This window comes from Pedobacter sp. NEAU-ZC8 (genome assembly GCF_059278965.1).
In genome coordinates this window covers 92,413-108,959 of sequence record NZ_JCAJXC010000010.1, presented here as the reverse complement: position 1 = coordinate 108,959, position 16,547 = coordinate 92,413, and the positions used below count along the sequence as shown (strand labels likewise).

Below are 16,547 nucleotides of genomic sequence, written 5' to 3'. Positions count from 1 at the left end.
TTAGCTATTTGTTAAAAAGCCCCTGAAACGTACAAAAATAGTACTTTCAGGCCAAATAAACGCTAGTGTTCAAGAGCCTCATACACTTAACAGGTAAATTTAAATAGATAGATGAGTAAAATTATTGCGTTGGCAAATCAGAAGGGTGGGGTAGGTAAAACGACATCAGCCATTAATCTTGCCGCAAGTTTAGCCGTATTAGAATACAAGACCTTATTGGTCGACGCTGATCCGCAGGCCAACTCTACATCAGGAATAGGGTTTGATCCAAGAAACATCAAGAACAGTATTTACGAGTGCATAATCAATGATATAGAACCAACAGAAGCGATTCAGAAAACCGAAACGCCAAACCTGGATCTTTTACCTGCACATATTGACCTGGTAGGTGCCGAGATTGAGATGATCAATCTGACCAACCGCGAGTTTAAAATGAAGTCTGTCCTGGGGAAAGTGCGCGATCAATATGACTTCATTATCATTGACTGCTCCCCATCTTTAGGTTTAATCACAATCAACGCGCTTACTGCTGCAGATTCTGTGATTATTCCGGTACAATGTGAATATTTCGCATTGGAAGGGTTAGGTAAATTACTAAACACCATCAAGATTGTACAAACCCGTTTAAACACGGAGCTGGAAATTGAAGGTATCCTGTTAACGATGTATGATGTTCGTTTACGTTTATCTAACCAGGTGGTGGAAGAGGTGAGAACACATTTCCATGATCTGGTGTTCGACACGATCATCCAACGAAATACCCGCTTAAGTGAGGCGCCAAGTTATGGTGTATCTGTAATTATGCACGATGCAAACTGTAAGGGCGCAATAAACTATCTGAATCTGGCACGCGAGATCGTCCGCAAAAACGGACTTGTTCCCGAGCCTGAAGAATTGACAACGGCAAAAATCAAAAATATTTAATGACATCTTTCCAGCGAAAAACAGGTTTAGGCAGAGGATTAAGTGCGCTTTTGGATGATACCGAAACTGCACATGCGCCAAAGAAAAGCGTAACGCCTGCCGCCGCTGCACCTGAACCACGTCCAGAAAGCAGCATTGGTAGCATTGCTATCGCGGACATCGAGATCAATCCATACCAGCCCCGTACTGACTTTGACCAGGTATCGCTGCATGAGCTATCGGAGTCTATCCGTGTGCAAGGTCTTATTCAGCCCATCACTGTACGTAAACTGGACACTGGCAAATATCAGCTGATATCCGGTGAAAGAAGGTTCCGTGCGGCAAAACTTGCCGGCCTTGATGATATACCTGCTTATGTGCGTTCCGCAAATGATCAGCAGATGCTGGAAATGGCACTCATTGAGAACATTCAACGTGAAAACCTGAATGCCATTGAGGTTGCGCTGAGTTTCCAGCGTATGATGGAAGAATGTAACCTTAAACAGGAGCAGCTGGGCGAACGTGTCGGTAAAAACCGTACCACCATCACCAACTACTTACGACTGCTTAAACTGCCGCCTGAAATTCAGGTATCCATCCGCGACCAAAAGATCTCTATGGGGCATGCTCGTGCGTTGATCAACGTTGATGACGTAGAAAAGCAGCTATTCATCCATCAGGAGATTATTGACAAAGGTTTGTCGGTAAGAAGGGTGGAAGAGATGGCCAGAAGCATTCATGCGCTGCAGGTTAAGCCTAAGGCAGTAAAACAACCTGCAGCCAGTTCTTTCGAATACCAGAAACTACAGAAAGACCTGGCTTCCAAATTCGCCACGAAGGTAAAACTGAAAGTGGGTCAGAATGGTAAGGGCGCCATTGAGATTCCTTTTGTGTCCAATGATGACCTGAGCAGAATTTTAGAATTATTAGATTGGTAATGGCTGGTAGAATATGGTTTATCGTAGTTCTTGCGCTTGCATCGTTGACGGTGAAAGCGCAGGATCCAATAACCATAAAGGCTGATAGCAGCGGCGTGAAAGTGGCCAGGGTAGATACGCTTAAATCGAACTACGTGAATGTAGGTAAGATTGCAGCACGCCGGGCCATTCTTCGATCGGCGATCATTCCAGGCTGGGGCCAGTTTGGTAATGGCTTAAACGTGTACCGCGGCGTGAAGATCGCCGCTATTTACACCGGCGCCACCCTGCTGACACTTTCTTACATCGACAACAATAACAGGTACAAAGAATTTCTCGCCGAATTACGTGACCGCCAGGCCAATGGCGGAAAGGCGGTGATCGGTAGTCCTTACTACCGTGTCCAAACCGCGGGGCTAACCTCCGCAAAGGATACCTACCGGAGGAACCGCGAGGTGGTTATCTTCTCGATGATCGGATTATATGGTATTCAGGTGGTTGAAGCTTATGTTGACGCCCGATTGAAGTATTTCGATGTCGGTGATGATCTTGCCATCAGCATCAAACCATCCATCATCAACTCAGGGACCCTTTTCGGCTACCAATCTTATGTTCCGGCTGTTAAAGTTTCATTTAAACTCTAATCTTTAAATGGCATCCGGAACCGCATTTATAACCTTATTTATTCCTTTAACATGAAAATTGCATTGCTGGGCTACGGTAAAATGGGCCTGATTATAGAACGTTATGCTTTAGAACGTGGACATGAAGTGGTCCTGAAAATTAACCTGGAGAACCAAGCGGATCTTACGCCCGAGAATCTCTCGAAAGCCGATGTAGCCATCGACTTCAGTGCTCCCGATGCTGCAATCACAAACATTTACACCTGCTTTGATGCCAAGATCCCTGTAGTGGTTGGTACCACAGGTTGGTATGGCGAACTGCAAAAAGTAAAAAATGATTGCCTTGGCAGTAACAATACTTTGCTTTATGGGTCTAACTTCAGCATTGGGGTAAATGTGTTCTTTCATGTAAATAAGGTACTTGCTAAATTGATGAATAACTTCCCTGCTTATGATGTGCAGGTGGAAGAAATCCATCATACCCAAAAGCTGGATTCACCAAGTGGTACAGCAATGACCATTGCAGAAGGCATCATTGACAATCTGGACCGTAAAGAAGAATGGGTGAACATCCTGGATGGCGATGCACCTGAAGAAAACCTGAAGCAGGAACAGCTGCTTATTGCTTCTGAAAGAGTAGACCAGGTACCCGGAACGCATACCGTGGTGTATAGTTCTGAGGTTGACGAGATCGAATTCAAGCATACTGCACACAGCAGGGCTGGCTTTGCCTTAGGTGCCGTAATTGCCGCAGAATGGCTGCAGGATAAACATGGCTTTTTCAATATTGCCGATATATTTAATTTTAAATAAACTGATATGAACTATAAGTTCTGGAAGAAGAAAGCTACAGATCCAAATACGAAAAAGAAATCTAAAACCAGAGAGTGGGCAGATGCCATCATCTTTGCTGTTATCGCAGCAACCATCATCAGGGTGTTCTTTATTGAAGCCTATACCATCCCCACAGGATCCATGGAGCGGTCCTTAATGATCGGTGACTTCCTGTTTGTGAGTAAAGTGAACTATGGCGCCAGGATTCCAATGACGCCAGTTGCCTTCCCTTTTGCCCATCATACCATGCCGGTAACCGGTGGAAAAGCTTATTGGGAAGGGGTACAATGGAAATATCGTCGCCTGCCAGGACTATCAGATATCAAAAGAAATGATGTTGTGGTTTTCAACTTCCCTGAAGGGGATACTGTAGCGCTTGAGGCACAAGACCAGAACTATTACAACCTGGTTCGTTCAATGGGCCATGCCGCAGTAAATAGCCAGTTTACAGTTACCAGCAGACCAGTCGATAAACGTGAAAATTATATCAAACGCTGTATCGGTATCGGTGGCGATGTCATTACCATGAAAGGCGGGTTAGTTTCGGTAAACGGAAAACCCGAAAAACTAGTGCCTACAGGACAGATCACCTATGCGGTGAAGATGAAATCTTCTGATGTGAACTTCGATGTATTTACCGAACTAGGTTTCGATATCAACTCCGACATTTCCTCATTGGGGCAAGAAAATATGTTCCAGTTTGTAGGTACAGAAGAAATGATGGCTGAGGTAAAAAAGCTTGATTTCGTGCTTTCGGTTGAGGAAGATACAGCACCTGCAGATTACGGAGACATCAGCGTGTTTCCACAGGACAAAAACAGGAGCTGGAATGTCGACAACTTTGGACCAATCACCGTTCCTAAGAAAGGCTGGACCGTGAAGCTCGACAGCGTCACCATGCCACTATATGAGCGTGCAATCCGCATCTACGAGGGCAATAAACTTGAAAAGTCTGCTGATGGCTGGTTGATCAATGGTCAGAAAACGGATTCCTACACCTTCAAAATGGACTACTACTGGATGATGGGTGATAACAGGCATAACTCGTTAGACTCCAGGTTCTTCGGTTTTGTGCCGGAAGATCACGTGGTTGGAAAAGCCTTATTCATCTGGATGAGTGTTAAAGATCAGGGATCTTTCTTGAATAAAATACGCTGGAGTAGAATATTCAAAGGAATTCACTAGAAAATTTAGGAAAGCAGTAGAAGAAATTACGAATAGGTACAAGCCGTTTGATCTATCAAACGGCTTTTTTGTTCTATTCAACCAACTGCTCAACACCAAGCTTCTCTGCGAGATTGTTCAAATCATTCACCACCGCATCGATCAAAGGAATACCATTCAACTTTCTTTCCTGTTCAAAGGCCGTCTCAGGCTCACCAGGAATGATCACGCGCTGCGCGGGATCCACCGGTTTAGAATTGCGGAACGTTTCAATCCAATTGTCCAGATGGTGTTTGAAATCTGCCGCCGGGCGGAAGCCATCGATGCGCATGGCGCCGAAGAAATGGCCAATACCTGCGCCAACAGGATCTGCCGGGGGTTCCAGGAATGCAACAAATGGTGGCACCCAGGGGCCGTAATTCGCGCCTGAAAGCACTGCAGACAAGATATCAACGGTGGCACCCAGTCCGTAGCCTTTATGACTGCCATGGTCTTTGTCACCACCCAAAGGTAGTAATGATCCACCGGCCTTCAATTGATTGGGGTCTGTAGATGGCTTACCATCTTTATCCTGTGCCCAGCCCTCAGGGATAGGCTTCTCCGCGCGTTGCGCAATTTCAAGCTTGCCATTCGCAGCTGCGGAAGTCGCCATATCTACGACTACCGGCGGATACTTCCCCGCAGGGAATGCATAACACATCGGATTGGTACCAAGAAGCCGTTCATTGGAGTAGGTGGGGGCTACCAGGGGACTGGCATTCGTCATGCTGATCCCAATCATGTCATGTTCCGTTGCCAGCAGGGAATGGTAGCCTGCAATGCCGAAGTGGTTGGAGTTTTTTACAGATACCCAGCCGCTGCCATAGATCTTTGCTTTTTCAATGGCTACCTGCATGGCAAAGGGTGCAACAACAAGTCCCAAGCCTGCATCACCATCTACGGTAGCCGTGGTTGCTGTTTCATGCACCACCCTGATATTTGGGGTAGCATTGATTCTCTTCTTCTCCCAAAGCCGAACATAGCCCACAAGCCTGGCTACACCATGCGAATCTATCCCCCGAAGATCTGATCGTAATAGAACATCTCCAGCAAGTTTGGCATCCTGCTCCGGGCAGCCCATCTTTAAGAATACCTGTTCTGTAAACGAGCGTAATTTAGATTCGGGAAAAGTAAGAAAAGTCATTATCAAAAAGAGTTATCATAAAACAGGAGAGCGGCAATTCAGCGTATCATCAGGATGCGAAAAGCACCGTAAATTTATGGTCTAAAGGCCGGAAGGTCTGTAAAAGTGCATCAATAAATCCATCACCATACAAGACGTATAGCGGTGCTAAATTGAGCACACGTTCCTGCAGTACGCCAGAAGGGAAAAGCTTATTTTTTAGCCCATCGATCTGGTTCAGGGAAGTTTGATGTTTACGTTTTTCTGCGCGCATCATCTTTTTATCCAGGTTCTCAATTAACCTTAATGCACGTTTTTTCGCTGCATCAGTGGACTGGGAGAGTGTCTTGTCGATTTTATAAGCATTAAGCTTGATGTGATCAAACACTGCGGCAATAGAGCGTTCTTCATCTGCCAGGGACAGGTAAGTATTTACATGTGACTTCACCCATTCCGTTTTAAGCTGTTCATTTTCTTTGAACAAACTTACATGACTGATCCCCAGGATCTGCATCTTGCGTTCACTACGTTTATCGATTACCATAGCCGAATTACGCAGCAATAGCACCGGATAAGGCACATCGTAAAAGTCGAAATTAGCTTTTAGCTGCAGCCAGTAGGTAACCTCTGCACCACCGCCAATATAGGCCAGGTTGGGGAGAATGATCTCCTGGTACATCGGGCGCATCACCACATTCGGACTAAACCTTTCAGGGTATGCTGCTACTTCAGCTTTCAGTGCTTCGGTATCAAAGGAGATGTCGGAATTAAGCACCTGAAAGGTGCCATTCTCAAAAACAATACGTTCGCGCAGACCTTCCTTCATATAGAAAAAGTTGATCTCACGTGGATTTACCTGCGGTTTATAACCTGCAGCTTCTAACGCGTCGTTGGATGTTTGAATCTGATCAAAGCTGTTCTGCTCCAGAATGTCCCGAAGGATGATCGGGGCGAATTGCTGCTTTAAAGCAGGTTCATCAGCATCAATGCAAACCAGACCGGTATGATTAAACAAAGCATCTACAAGTGCTCTTGTCGCGTCAGCCAGGCGGTCATGATGCTTATATGCTGCTTCCACAATCGCAGCAAGCTTTTCACCGCTCTCTCCAATACCAAGATAGCCCTGGTATGCTGAAAGTACATCGGTAAGATCCGCAGTGCTGATCCTTCCAGTAGCACCCGCTGCATTGGTTTCCCAAACCAGCTTCTTATCTTCAAGTTTAATGTGGTTGATTTCCTCGAAGTCATGATCCTCCGTTGCCATCCAGTAAACCGGAACGAAGTTATAGTCCGGATAAGCCGCCTTGAGCTCCTTTGCCAGGTTAATCGTAGTTACGATTTTATATATAAAATACAAGGGGCCAGTAAACAGATTTAACTGATGGCCCGTTGTTATGGTATATGTTTTTTCATCTGCAAGCAGCTCAATATGACTTTGAACCAGGCTGCTTGTTTCAATAGAAGTGTATTGTCTTTTAAGTGCCTCAACCAGAGATGCTCTGTTAGCTAAAACTGGCCGCTCATTGATCGCAGTAGCAAAGCCCGCTAAATCAACGGAATACTTATAGAACGGTTTTAAGGTTTCGTTTCCCTGAATATAATCTAATACAATAGGAGAGAAGGAGTTCGTTTGCTGATAACTAATGTATTTTGCCTGCATTTGAAACGAAATTAAGTTATTAAAGCATATTCCTGCCCGGCTCGTGTTTTATTTTACAATCTGTCCATACAGGTCAAAGTCTTCCGCACGGTCAATCTTCACTTGCACAAAGCTACCTGGAGCAGCATAGTGCGAAGCCGCATCAATAAGCACTTCATTATCAACCTCCGGAGAGTCAAACTCTGTACGACCAATAAAGAAATCACCTTCTTTACGGTCTACAAGTACTTTGTAAGTGTTGCCAACTTTCTCCTGATTGATCTCAAAAGAAATTCCCTGTTGCAGTTCCATAATAGCATCAACACGCTCCTGTTTTACTTCTTCAGGTACGTCGTCTACAAGATTATGTGCATGGGTTTTCTCTTCGTGAGAGTAGGTAAAGCAGCCAAGCCTGTCAAAACGGGTATCTTCAACCCAGTTCAACATCTCTTCAAAGTCTTGTTCCGTCTCACCAGGGTAGCCGGTGATCAGGGTTGTACGCATTGCAATTCCCGGTACTTTGTCCCGAATCTGATTAACAATGTCTATAGTCTTTTGTTTCGTAATACCACGGCGCATAGATTTAAGCATACGGTCTGTAATATGCTGTAACGGCATATCCAGGTACTTGCAAATATTCTCGCGTTCATTCATGGCATCCAGGATCTCCATTGGGAAACCGGAAGGGTAAGCATACTGTAACCTGATCCACTCAATTCCGGGTACATCAGAAAGACGTCTCAACAACTCGTCAAGATTACGTTTACCGTAAATGTCCAGTCCATAATAAGTCAGATCCTGAGCAATCAGGATTAACTCTTTGGTGCCATTTGCAGCAAGCACTTTCGCCTCATTCACCAGCTCCTGCATATCCCTGGAAACGTGTTTACCACGCATCAGCGGGATGGCACAGAATGAACAGGGACGGTTGCAACCTTCAGCGATTTTGAAGTATGCAAAATGGGAAGGGGTTGTCAACAAACGCTCGCCGATCAGCTCGTGTTTATAATTCGCACCAAGGGAGTGCAGAATGTTATTCAGGTCGTTCGTACCGAAGAAAGCGTCAACGTTAGTGATCTCAGATTCAAGTTCAGGCTTGTAGCGCTCAGATAAACATCCGGTCACAATCACCTTGCCTACCTTACCTTCATCTTTCAGTTGACTATATTGAAGAATCGTATCAATAGATTCTTGTTTTGCATTATCAATGAAGCCACAGGTGTTAATAACAATGATATCATCTTTATTTACCTGATCCGCTTCGTGTACAACCTCCATTTGGTTACCGCGTAACTGGCCCATCAACACCTCAGAATCGTAGATGTTCTTGGAGCAGCCTAAAGTAATCACGTTCACTTTAGGTTTTTTAACAGGCTTAATGGAGGGGATAATTTTAGTGTTCATGTGTTGTTTCCTTGCAAAAATGCAGACTAGCTAAACAAGCTGTCCACAAAAGCTTTTTTATCAAATAGCTGAAGGTCGTTCATCCCTTCACCTACGCCGATGTATTTCACCGGGATTTTAAATTGATCAGAGATACCGATCACCACGCCGCCTTTTGCAGTACCATCAAGTTTGGTAATGGCAAGTGCGTTAACGTCGGTTGCTTCGGTAAACTGTTTACATTGTTCAAAGGCATTCTGGCCGGTAGAGCCGTCAAGTACAAGCAGGATCTCATGTGGTGCATTCGGCACAACCTTCTGCATTACATTTTTGATCTTACCAAGTTCGTTCATCAACCCAACCTTGTTGTGTAATCGTCCGGCAGTGTCAATAATAACCACATCTTCCTGGTTGGCAACAGCAGATTGTAAAGTATCGTAAGCCACAGAAGCAGGGTCGGAGCCCATGGCTTGTGCAACCACACGAACGCCTACACGCTCACCCCAAAGTTTTATTTGCTCTACTGCAGCTGCACGGAAAGTATCCGCCGCACCCAGTACAACCTTCAGGTTTTCTGCTTTAAGCTTATGGGCCAGCTTGCCGATCGTGGTGGTTTTACCCACGCCGTTCACACCAACCACCATAATTACATAGGGCTTGTGCTGTCCATACTCGAAGTTGCGGAAATCATTACTATTGTTCTCTGCCAGCAGGAGTTGGATCTCGTCGCGCAGCAGGCCATTAAGTTCAGAGGTCGACAAATACTTATCTCTCGCCACCCGTGCCTGGATGCGTTCAATAACCTTCAACGTTGTGGTTACCCCAACATCAGAGGTCACCAAAACTTCTTCCAGGTTGTCTAATACATCGTCGTCAACGGTAGATTTTCCGGCAACAGCTTTAGTGATTTTACTCAAAAAGCCCTCTTTGGTTTTTTCTAACCCTTTGTCCAGCGCGACCTTAGCCTCTGGAGCGGCTTCTTTTTTCTTAAAAAAATCGAATAGACCCATATGAACTTATACGAAAATAAAAAAGCCCTCCCGGTTAAAAGGGACGGCTTTAATATGATTAAATATTAAAATTACTTGCCTGCTTGAGGAGTAATAGCATCTTTAACGTGATCGTTGTGAACGATGATTTCTTTGAAAGAATACGCACCTGTCACAGGTGATTTAGTCATCGTGATAACTTTTGAATATTCTTTACCTTTACCCGTTTTAAGGGTTGCAACTACCTTTTTTGCCATGATCTAATAGATTGTATTAATTTAATACCGATGTATTACTTAATTTCTTTGTGTACTGTAACTTTTTTCAAAACAGGGTTGAATTTTTTCAACTCTAAACGCTCTGTAGTGTTCTTACGGTTTTTGGTAGAAATATATCTAGACATACCCGGCATGCCACTAGTCTTATGTTCAGTACATTCTAGAATAACTTGTACTCTGTTACCTTTCTTTGCCATTTTTTTATTATTAAAGCCGGATTACCCAGCTAATGTTATTACAAATATCCTTTTTTCATGAAACGGTTGATCGCTTCATTAATACCAATTTTATTGATGGTTTTGATAGCTGAAGTAGATACCTTCAATGTTATCCAACGATCCTCTTCAGGAATATAAAATTTCTGAAGTTGTAAGTTGGGATAAAACTTACGTTTAGTTTTAACGTTCGAGTGAGAAACGTTAAAACCACTCATTGCCATCTTTCCGGTTAAATCACAAACTCTTGACATGCCTTTAAATATAGTGTTAAATATAAGTCGCTTAATTCTTTTAAGAGTGTGCAAATATCATAAAAATAAATTTGAATGGCAATAGGGTGCGCAATTATTTTTTATAATTCACGTCAAGGTTCCATTTTGCTGGTTCGGTAAGTCTAAACTCCACAAACTCAGTCCCTGAATACATCAGCAATCTTAAAGGAAAACTCAGCTCCGTAAGCGTATAAACGTTCTGTGTGCCTGATTTCTTGTCTACTTTGATGTCGCCATATTTACCCTCTACAATGTCGATCCGGTCGAATACAGGACCTGTGGCCTTTTGTTTATCTGCAGATTTTGTATTACCGGTAACGTTCGCAGCAGTGATATTATTGCTTTGCAGGTCGGTGACTTTCTCGCCGATCGTGATCACCAGGCCGCTGCCTTTCTTCTTGCCTCTTTTAAATTCTATACCTTTAATGCCTGGCGACTTCTTAATCAAAGTATAACCAGTACTATCTGCATTTTCCTGTGTTTGCATTGCAGATACCGGCAGGGGAGAGCCCGCGCTATAAACCAGGCTTGCAAAGACCATGGAGAAAAACGTTGATCTAATATCTTTCATCGTGCTATAATCTAGAAATGTAAAGCACAATATATGTAATTCCTTGTTTTTAAACTATACAACAAGCATCCGAATTTTCATTTCGAATATGTAAATTTGGAATAGACCTACTAGAATTTAAATATGATGCAAATTAAAACCTTTGAAGAGTACCAGCAAACCTATAAACACAGTGTGGAACAACCTGAGGAATTCTGGGCTGGCATAGCCGATAATTTCCTTTGGAAGAAGAAGTGGGACAAGGTCCTGTCATGGAACTTTTCCGAACCTAACGTCAAGTGGTTTGAAGGTGGAAAACTCAACATCACCGAAAACTGCCTCGACAGGAATCTTGCAGAAAATGGCGATAAGCCTGCCATCATCTGGGAACCCAACGATCCTGATCGAGACGCCATCACCATTACCTACAACATCCTGCATGTGCAGGTTTGCCGCTTTGCCAATGTACTAAAGAAGAACGGCGTAAAAAAAGGCGATCGTATATGTATATATATGCCGATGGTACCTGAGCTCGCCGTAGCAGTGCTGGCCTGTGCACGTATCGGTGCGGTGCATTCTGTAATTTTTGGTGGTTTCTCCGCCCAGTCCATCGCTGAGAGGATCAACGACGCCAAATGCAAACTGGTGATCACTGCCGATGGGTCTTTCCGTGGCAATAAGCAAATACAACTTAAAGAGGTTATTGACGATGCGCTGATCGGATGCCCTACGGTAGAGAAGGTGATCGTATTAACCAATACCCGCACCCCGGTTTCCATGATCAAAGGCCGCGACATCTGGTGGGAAGATGAAGTTAAACTTGTTGACGCCAACTGTCCTGCAGAAGAGATGGATGCGGAAGATATGCTTTTCATCCTTTACACCTCCGGATCTACCGGGAAGCCAAAAGGTGTGGTACATACCGTAGGTGGTTACATGGTCTACGCAGGTTATACTTTCGCCAATGTGTTCAATTATCAGCCTGATGAAGTGTTCTTCTGTACTGCAGATATCGGCTGGATCACTGGTCACTCGTACATCGTTTACGGACCGCTGTCGCAGGGCGCAACAACCCTGATGTTTGAAGGTATCCCAACATACCCGGATGCCTCCAGATTGTGGCAAATCGTAGAAAAGCATAAAGTGAACATCTTATATACGGCACCGACGGCCCTCCGTTCCTTAATGAGCTTTGGCAAGGAGCCGATTGAAGGCAATGACCTGAGCAGCCTTCGTGTGCTCGGTTCTGTTGGCGAACCAATCAATGAGGAGGCATGGCACTGGTATGATGAAGAGATCGGAAAAGGGAACTGCCCGATTGTCGATACCTGGTGGCAGACCGAAAATGGTGGTATCATGATCTCACCAATTGCCTTTGTGACGCCTACAAAGCCGAGTTACGCAACCCTGCCACTTCCGGGAATCCAGCCGGTATTGGTTGATGAAGCTGGAAACGAAATTGAAGGTAATGGTGTAAGTGGAAATCTATGCATTAAATTCCCATGGCCAGGTATCCTGAGAACCACCTATGGTGATCATGAACGTTGCCGGCAGACCTATTTCTCTACCTATAAGAATATGTACTTCACCGGTGACGGTTGCCTGCGTGACCAGGATGGCTATTATAAGATCACTGGCAGGGTGGATGATGTGATCAATGTATCTGGTCACAGGATCGGTACCGCAGAGGTTGAAAACGCCATTAACATGCACTCTGGGGTGGTGGAAAGCGCTGTGGTCGGTTTCCCGCATGAGGTAAAAGGCCAAGGCATCTATGCTTTTGTGATTTTCTCCAATTCCCAACATGATTCGGATCTGAACAAACGTGATATCCTGCAAACGGTTACCCGTGTAATCGGGGCCATTGCAAAGCCAGATAAAATCCTTTTTGTTTCCGGCCTGCCGAAAACCAGATCAGGGAAAATTATGCGCCGAATTTTAAGGAAAATTGCCGAAGGCGAAACAGCCAACCTCGGCGATACCTCGACGTTATTAGATCCGGCAGTTGTGGAGGAGATTGTTGAAGCTGCAGGGAAGTTAAGTTAAAACAAATCGGCCGCATCGCTGTTCTATTATCAACAAACAGAATTTTAAAACCTAATACATATCATTATGGATGAGTTAGAATTAAAAGGTAAATGGAACGAAATCAAAGGAAAAGCGAAACAAGCTTATGCTGATCTGACCGATGATGATCTAAAATACGAAGATGGTAAAGGCGATGAACTTTACGGAAGATTACAACAGAAAACCGGTAAAACCAGGGAAGAAGTTGTAGACTGGTTGAAATCGTTGTAAACTAGAATAGAAAATTAAGAGCGGTTGTACATTCATTTGTGCAGCCGCTCTTTTTTTTGTGCAAAATACAAGCAAAATTAAACCAAGGAGCACTGCAGATGGCGTTGCTTTCGTGCCCAGTTGTTTATTTCGTTAGCAAGGTGTTAACAAGGGGTTGACAGGGGGTTGACAGGGCCTTGACAAGGCTAACACCTTGTTAACGCCCCGCCAAAGCCTTGTTAACACCTGGTGATTCAAGTGCATGCCTCCGGAAAGGCCATAAAACAAAAAGAGCCCGATGTTTTCATCGGGCTCTTGCATTCAGGTTTGATCAACCTTTATAAAATGAGTGTGCTTGGTTCTACACCTAGTATCCAAAGATCTGCTCCAGGCTAAGTTTTGTAACAGGACCAAATTTCTCCATATCCTCCAGTTTTACCTTCTTTTCCGAAGCAACGATACAGTAGTTGTATGCTTTGTTTGCAATATGTGTATTATGGAAGTCTTTAACATCATTGAAGCTTAGTGTTTTCAAGCTGTTGTAGCTGTCCATTCTGGAGTCGTGGTCAATACCCAGCTTTTTATCGGCAAAGTAGTTGTAGATCACCGCATCCTTGGTAATGCGCTCGGTTTCTATGGAATTCAGGGCATTGCTCTTTGAACCATCGAAAGACTTGTCGATCTGCGGCAAGCTGGTTAGCAGTTCATTCATACCTGCAACCGCATCATTCATCTTGTCTGCCTGACTACCAACATAGGCAATCATGCCATACTGTTTATCTTTATTATCCGGCGCGGAGAAGTAAGCGTTGGTCGAATAAGCCAATGCTTTCGACTCTCTGATGGTCTGGAAAACGACTGAACCCATACCGCCACCGAAGTAACTATTAAAGAGGGCAATCTTCCCGATCATGGCCGGATCATATGGACCTTCGTTACGGAACCAACGGATTTCAGACTGTACCATGTCGTAGTCTGCAAAAAGCACCTGATTGGAGGCTGTATTGGTGTATGTGTACTTTTCTGCAGGGGCTTCTGGCGTAAAGGCAGAAGGCAGTGTATGTAACTTCGCAATGTTCTGCTCGAACTTCACAAGCGGCTGTGGACCGTAGTAGGTTATCGCATGTTTATAGTTGAAGATGTTATGAATAATATACATCAGCTCAGCAGAGGTAATCTTGTTCACTTCTTCATTGCTAAGCACATTGTTCAGCGGGTTTTTCGGTCCATATTGTGCATAGGCAACCAGGCCACCCAGAATCGCAGATTTGTTCATCTTAGTGTTCTGTCTGTTCTTCAGAATACTCTTTTTCAACTCTTCCAGAGCAGCTTCATTTGGCTTTGAATTCAAAAAGATATGTTCCACCAGACTAACAGCCTTGTCAAAGTTTTCCTGCAGACCGCTGATGTTAATGGTTACAAGTTCATTGCCCACATTCATGCTGTAACTACAAGCGATGTTGTAGAACTGCTTACTGATTTCCTCGGCGGTGTATTTATCTGTACCCAGGAAGTTCAGGTATTGTGCCGCATAGGGTAGCAACTTATAGTTGTAAGTGCCCATGTCAAAGCGGTAAGACATTTTGAAGATTTCATTCTCCACATTCTGAACGCTTACCACTTCCGCGATACCCGATTTACCGAAGTTCAGGTCTTTTTTGTAATCCAGGAATTTAGGTGCAACAGGTTTCACCGGCATGTCGACAATGCTTTTGGTAAAGGCTGAAGTTGCATTTGCATTTGGATTGATCGGCGTAATGAGTGGTTTTTCTACTTTAGGTTGATTTTTGTCTTCACCTTTGTATTTAAAGCCCACAATATAATTTTCGCCAAAGAACTGATTTGCAAAACGTACCAGTTCCTGTTTGGAGATCTTGCCCATGGCATCTGCACGCTCCAGGGTTTTATTCCAATCGGTACCACGGTTCATGATGAACTCATTACTTGCAGCCTCTGCACGATAGCTGTTGCTGTCGAAAGCCTGCAGGAGGCTGAGTTTAGTGTTGGCTACGGTGGCATTGATCAATGACTCATCAAACTCGCCTTTTTTAAGCAGTTCTACTTGTTCCATCAACAGTGCCTTTGCTTCCTGAAGGGTCTGTGCTGCTTTCGGCTGTACACTGAAATAGAACATGCCGTAATCTTTCATCTGCTGATAGCCAGCGGTAGATTTCAGTACCTTTTGCTGTTTGTTCAGGTTGATGTCCAGCAATCCCGCTTTGCCATTCGCGAAGATCCTGGAGATCAGGTGCAGCATCAGACTTTCCCTGCTGTGCTGTGCATAACCGCGATAGTAGAGGTCTACATTCTCTGCACTCGGTCCATAAATTTCAACCGTTTGAACCGCTGAAAGTGGTTTTTCCGGTGCAGGATTATAAAGCTCCAGCGGCTTAGCTTTCATGTATGCAAAAGCTTGGTCGATCTTTTTAACCATTTCATCCGGATTGAAATCGCCGGACATGATCACCGCCATATTATTCGGTACATAATATTTCTGGTAATATTTCCGGATCTCCAGCAGTGAAGGGTTTTTCAGGTGTTCAATGGTACCAATGGTGGTCTGCTGTCCATAGTTGTGGGTAGGGAACAACAGGCTTGACATGGCTTCATCCAGTTTATTGCCGTCACTATCCAGACTGCGGTTCTTTTCTTCGTATACCGCTTCAAGCTCGGTATGGAAAATACGCAGGATAGGATTACGGAAACGTTCTGCCTGTAAGGCTAAAAATTTGTCTGTGGCATTGGAAGGGAAATCTTCATTGTAAACGGTTTCTTCGTACCAGGTATGGGCATTGGTCGATTGTCCGCCGATACTCATCATCATCTTATCGTATTCATTTGCGATGGAGATGTTAGACGCTTCGTTAGAGGTTTTATCGATCTCCCGGTAAATCGCTTTACGGGCAGCCGAATCTTTGGTCAGGTTGTACTTTTCATACAGTGCATCGATCTTGTCCAGATAAGGCTTCTCCTTAGCGAAATCTGTGGTTCCGAACTTGTCGGTGCCTTTAAATAACATGTGCTCCAGGTAGTGTGCCAGTCCGGTGTTGGTACGCGGATCAGTGTTACTGCCCGCGCGGACGGCCATGCGGTACTCAATATTCGGTTCTTTCGTGTTTGGCGAGAGGATTACGGTGAGTCCGTTTTTAAGCGTGTAAAATCTGGTTTTAATTGGGTCATTGGTTACATACTTAAAGGTATAGCCAGCGGAAGAAGCAGTTTTCCATTGGTACCCGCTTTGTGCCATCAGGCTTGAGCCGGTAAACAGTAGTCCTGCTAAGAGGATTATTTTATGTTTCATTAATATAAGTTATAACCAAATATAACCTCATTCCACA

The 16,547-nt window shown here is 44.3% G+C and carries 16 protein-coding genes; 7 read left to right on the top strand and 9 right to left on the bottom strand.

The features are described from left to right. Window positions 1-111: 111 nt before the first annotated feature. The 5 genes from AC5WJX_RS09820 to lepB are packed head-to-tail and all read left to right on the top strand — an operon-like array spanning window position 112 to window position 4,462. Window positions 112-924, top strand: a complete 813-nt coding sequence (locus AC5WJX_RS09820) for a ParA family protein (protein ID WP_440431348.1) — start codon at window positions 112-114, stop codon at window positions 922-924. After that, complete coding sequence (locus AC5WJX_RS09815; protein WP_440431346.1) at window positions 924-1,841, top strand: ParB/RepB/Spo0J family partition protein; 918 nt, start codon at window positions 924-926, stop codon at window positions 1,839-1,841. Before AC5WJX_RS09820 ends, AC5WJX_RS09815 begins: the two co-directional genes overlap by 1 nt. Next, a complete protein-coding gene (locus AC5WJX_RS09810) occupies window positions 1,841-2,464 on the top strand; it encodes a DUF5683 domain-containing protein (RefSeq protein WP_494484362.1) in 624 nt (207 codons plus the stop codon). The genes AC5WJX_RS09815 and AC5WJX_RS09810 overlap by 1 nt, the downstream gene beginning before the upstream one ends. 51 nt (window positions 2,465-2,515) lie before the next feature. Then, window positions 2,516-3,256, top strand: coding sequence for a 4-hydroxy-tetrahydrodipicolinate reductase (gene dapB / locus AC5WJX_RS09805; protein ID WP_494484361.1), 741 nt, complete (start codon window positions 2,516-2,518; stop codon window positions 3,254-3,256). Between the two features lie 6 nt (window positions 3,257-3,262). Next, window positions 3,263-4,462 carry a signal peptidase I gene (gene lepB / locus AC5WJX_RS09800; protein WP_494484360.1) on the top strand — a complete coding sequence of 400 codons (1,200 nt, stop codon included), beginning with the start codon at window positions 3,263-3,265 and terminating at the stop codon, window positions 4,460-4,462. Window positions 4,463-4,535: 73 nt separating this feature from the next. Here the strand turns inward: lepB and AC5WJX_RS09795 are convergent, their stop codons facing one another. The 8 genes from AC5WJX_RS09795 to AC5WJX_RS09760 all read right to left on the bottom strand — a co-directional run bounded on the left by AC5WJX_RS09795 (window position 4,536) and on the right by AC5WJX_RS09760 (window position 10,953). Then, window positions 4,536-5,624 (bottom strand): Ldh family oxidoreductase, encoded by a 1,089-nt coding sequence (locus tag AC5WJX_RS09795; RefSeq protein WP_494484359.1) that lies wholly within the window; start codon window positions 5,622-5,624, stop codon window positions 4,536-4,538. A 49-nt stretch (window positions 5,625-5,673) separates the two neighbouring features. After that, the gene (gene bshC / locus AC5WJX_RS09790) at window positions 5,674-7,263 is read right to left on the bottom strand and encodes a bacillithiol biosynthesis cysteine-adding enzyme BshC (RefSeq protein ID WP_494484358.1); all 1,590 of its coding nucleotides are present in this window, start codon (window positions 7,261-7,263) and stop codon (window positions 5,674-5,676) included. A gap of 48 nt (window positions 7,264-7,311) precedes the next feature. Then, window positions 7,312-8,646, bottom strand: a complete 1,335-nt coding sequence (gene rimO / locus AC5WJX_RS09785) for a 30S ribosomal protein S12 methylthiotransferase RimO (RefSeq protein WP_440431335.1) — start codon at window positions 8,644-8,646, stop codon at window positions 7,312-7,314. Between the two features lie 26 nt (window positions 8,647-8,672). After that, window positions 8,673-9,635, bottom strand: coding sequence for a signal recognition particle-docking protein FtsY (gene ftsY / locus AC5WJX_RS09780; protein WP_440431333.1), 963 nt, complete (start codon window positions 9,633-9,635; stop codon window positions 8,673-8,675). A 71-nt stretch (window positions 9,636-9,706) separates the two neighbouring features. Then, window positions 9,707-9,871 (bottom strand): DUF4295 domain-containing protein, encoded by a 165-nt coding sequence (locus AC5WJX_RS09775; RefSeq protein WP_188624814.1) that lies wholly within the window; start codon window positions 9,869-9,871, stop codon window positions 9,707-9,709. 35 nt (window positions 9,872-9,906) lie between these two features. After that, on the bottom strand, window positions 9,907-10,089 hold the full coding sequence (gene rpmG, locus AC5WJX_RS09770) for a 50S ribosomal protein L33 (RefSeq protein ID WP_008242799.1): 183 nt from the start codon (window positions 10,087-10,089) through the stop codon (window positions 9,907-9,909). A gap of 38 nt (window positions 10,090-10,127) precedes the next feature. Beyond that, window positions 10,128-10,361 (bottom strand): 50S ribosomal protein L28, encoded by a 234-nt coding sequence (gene rpmB / locus AC5WJX_RS09765; RefSeq protein ID WP_440431330.1) that lies wholly within the window; start codon window positions 10,359-10,361, stop codon window positions 10,128-10,130. 94 nt (window positions 10,362-10,455) lie between these two features. Further along, window positions 10,456-10,953, bottom strand: coding sequence for a hypothetical protein (locus AC5WJX_RS09760; protein WP_494484357.1), 498 nt, complete (start codon window positions 10,951-10,953; stop codon window positions 10,456-10,458). A gap of 126 nt (window positions 10,954-11,079) precedes the next feature. On the opposite strand from AC5WJX_RS09760, the gene acs reads away from it, so the two are divergent. Together acs and AC5WJX_RS09750 are read left to right on the top strand one after the other, a co-directional pair. After that, window positions 11,080-12,978: an acetate--CoA ligase gene (gene acs / locus AC5WJX_RS09755; protein WP_494484402.1), complete on the top strand. Its 1,899-nt coding sequence runs from the start codon at window positions 11,080-11,082 to the stop codon at window positions 12,976-12,978. 66 nt (window positions 12,979-13,044) lie between these two features. Continuing rightward, window positions 13,045-13,230 (top strand): CsbD family protein, encoded by a 186-nt coding sequence (locus tag AC5WJX_RS09750; RefSeq protein ID WP_440431326.1) that lies wholly within the window; start codon window positions 13,045-13,047, stop codon window positions 13,228-13,230. Between the two features lie 346 nt (window positions 13,231-13,576). On the opposite strand, the gene AC5WJX_RS09745 is transcribed toward AC5WJX_RS09750, so the two are convergent. After that, window positions 13,577-16,510, bottom strand: coding sequence for a M16 family metallopeptidase (locus AC5WJX_RS09745; protein WP_494484356.1), 2,934 nt, complete (start codon window positions 16,508-16,510; stop codon window positions 13,577-13,579). Window positions 16,511-16,547 lie beyond the last annotated feature (37 nt).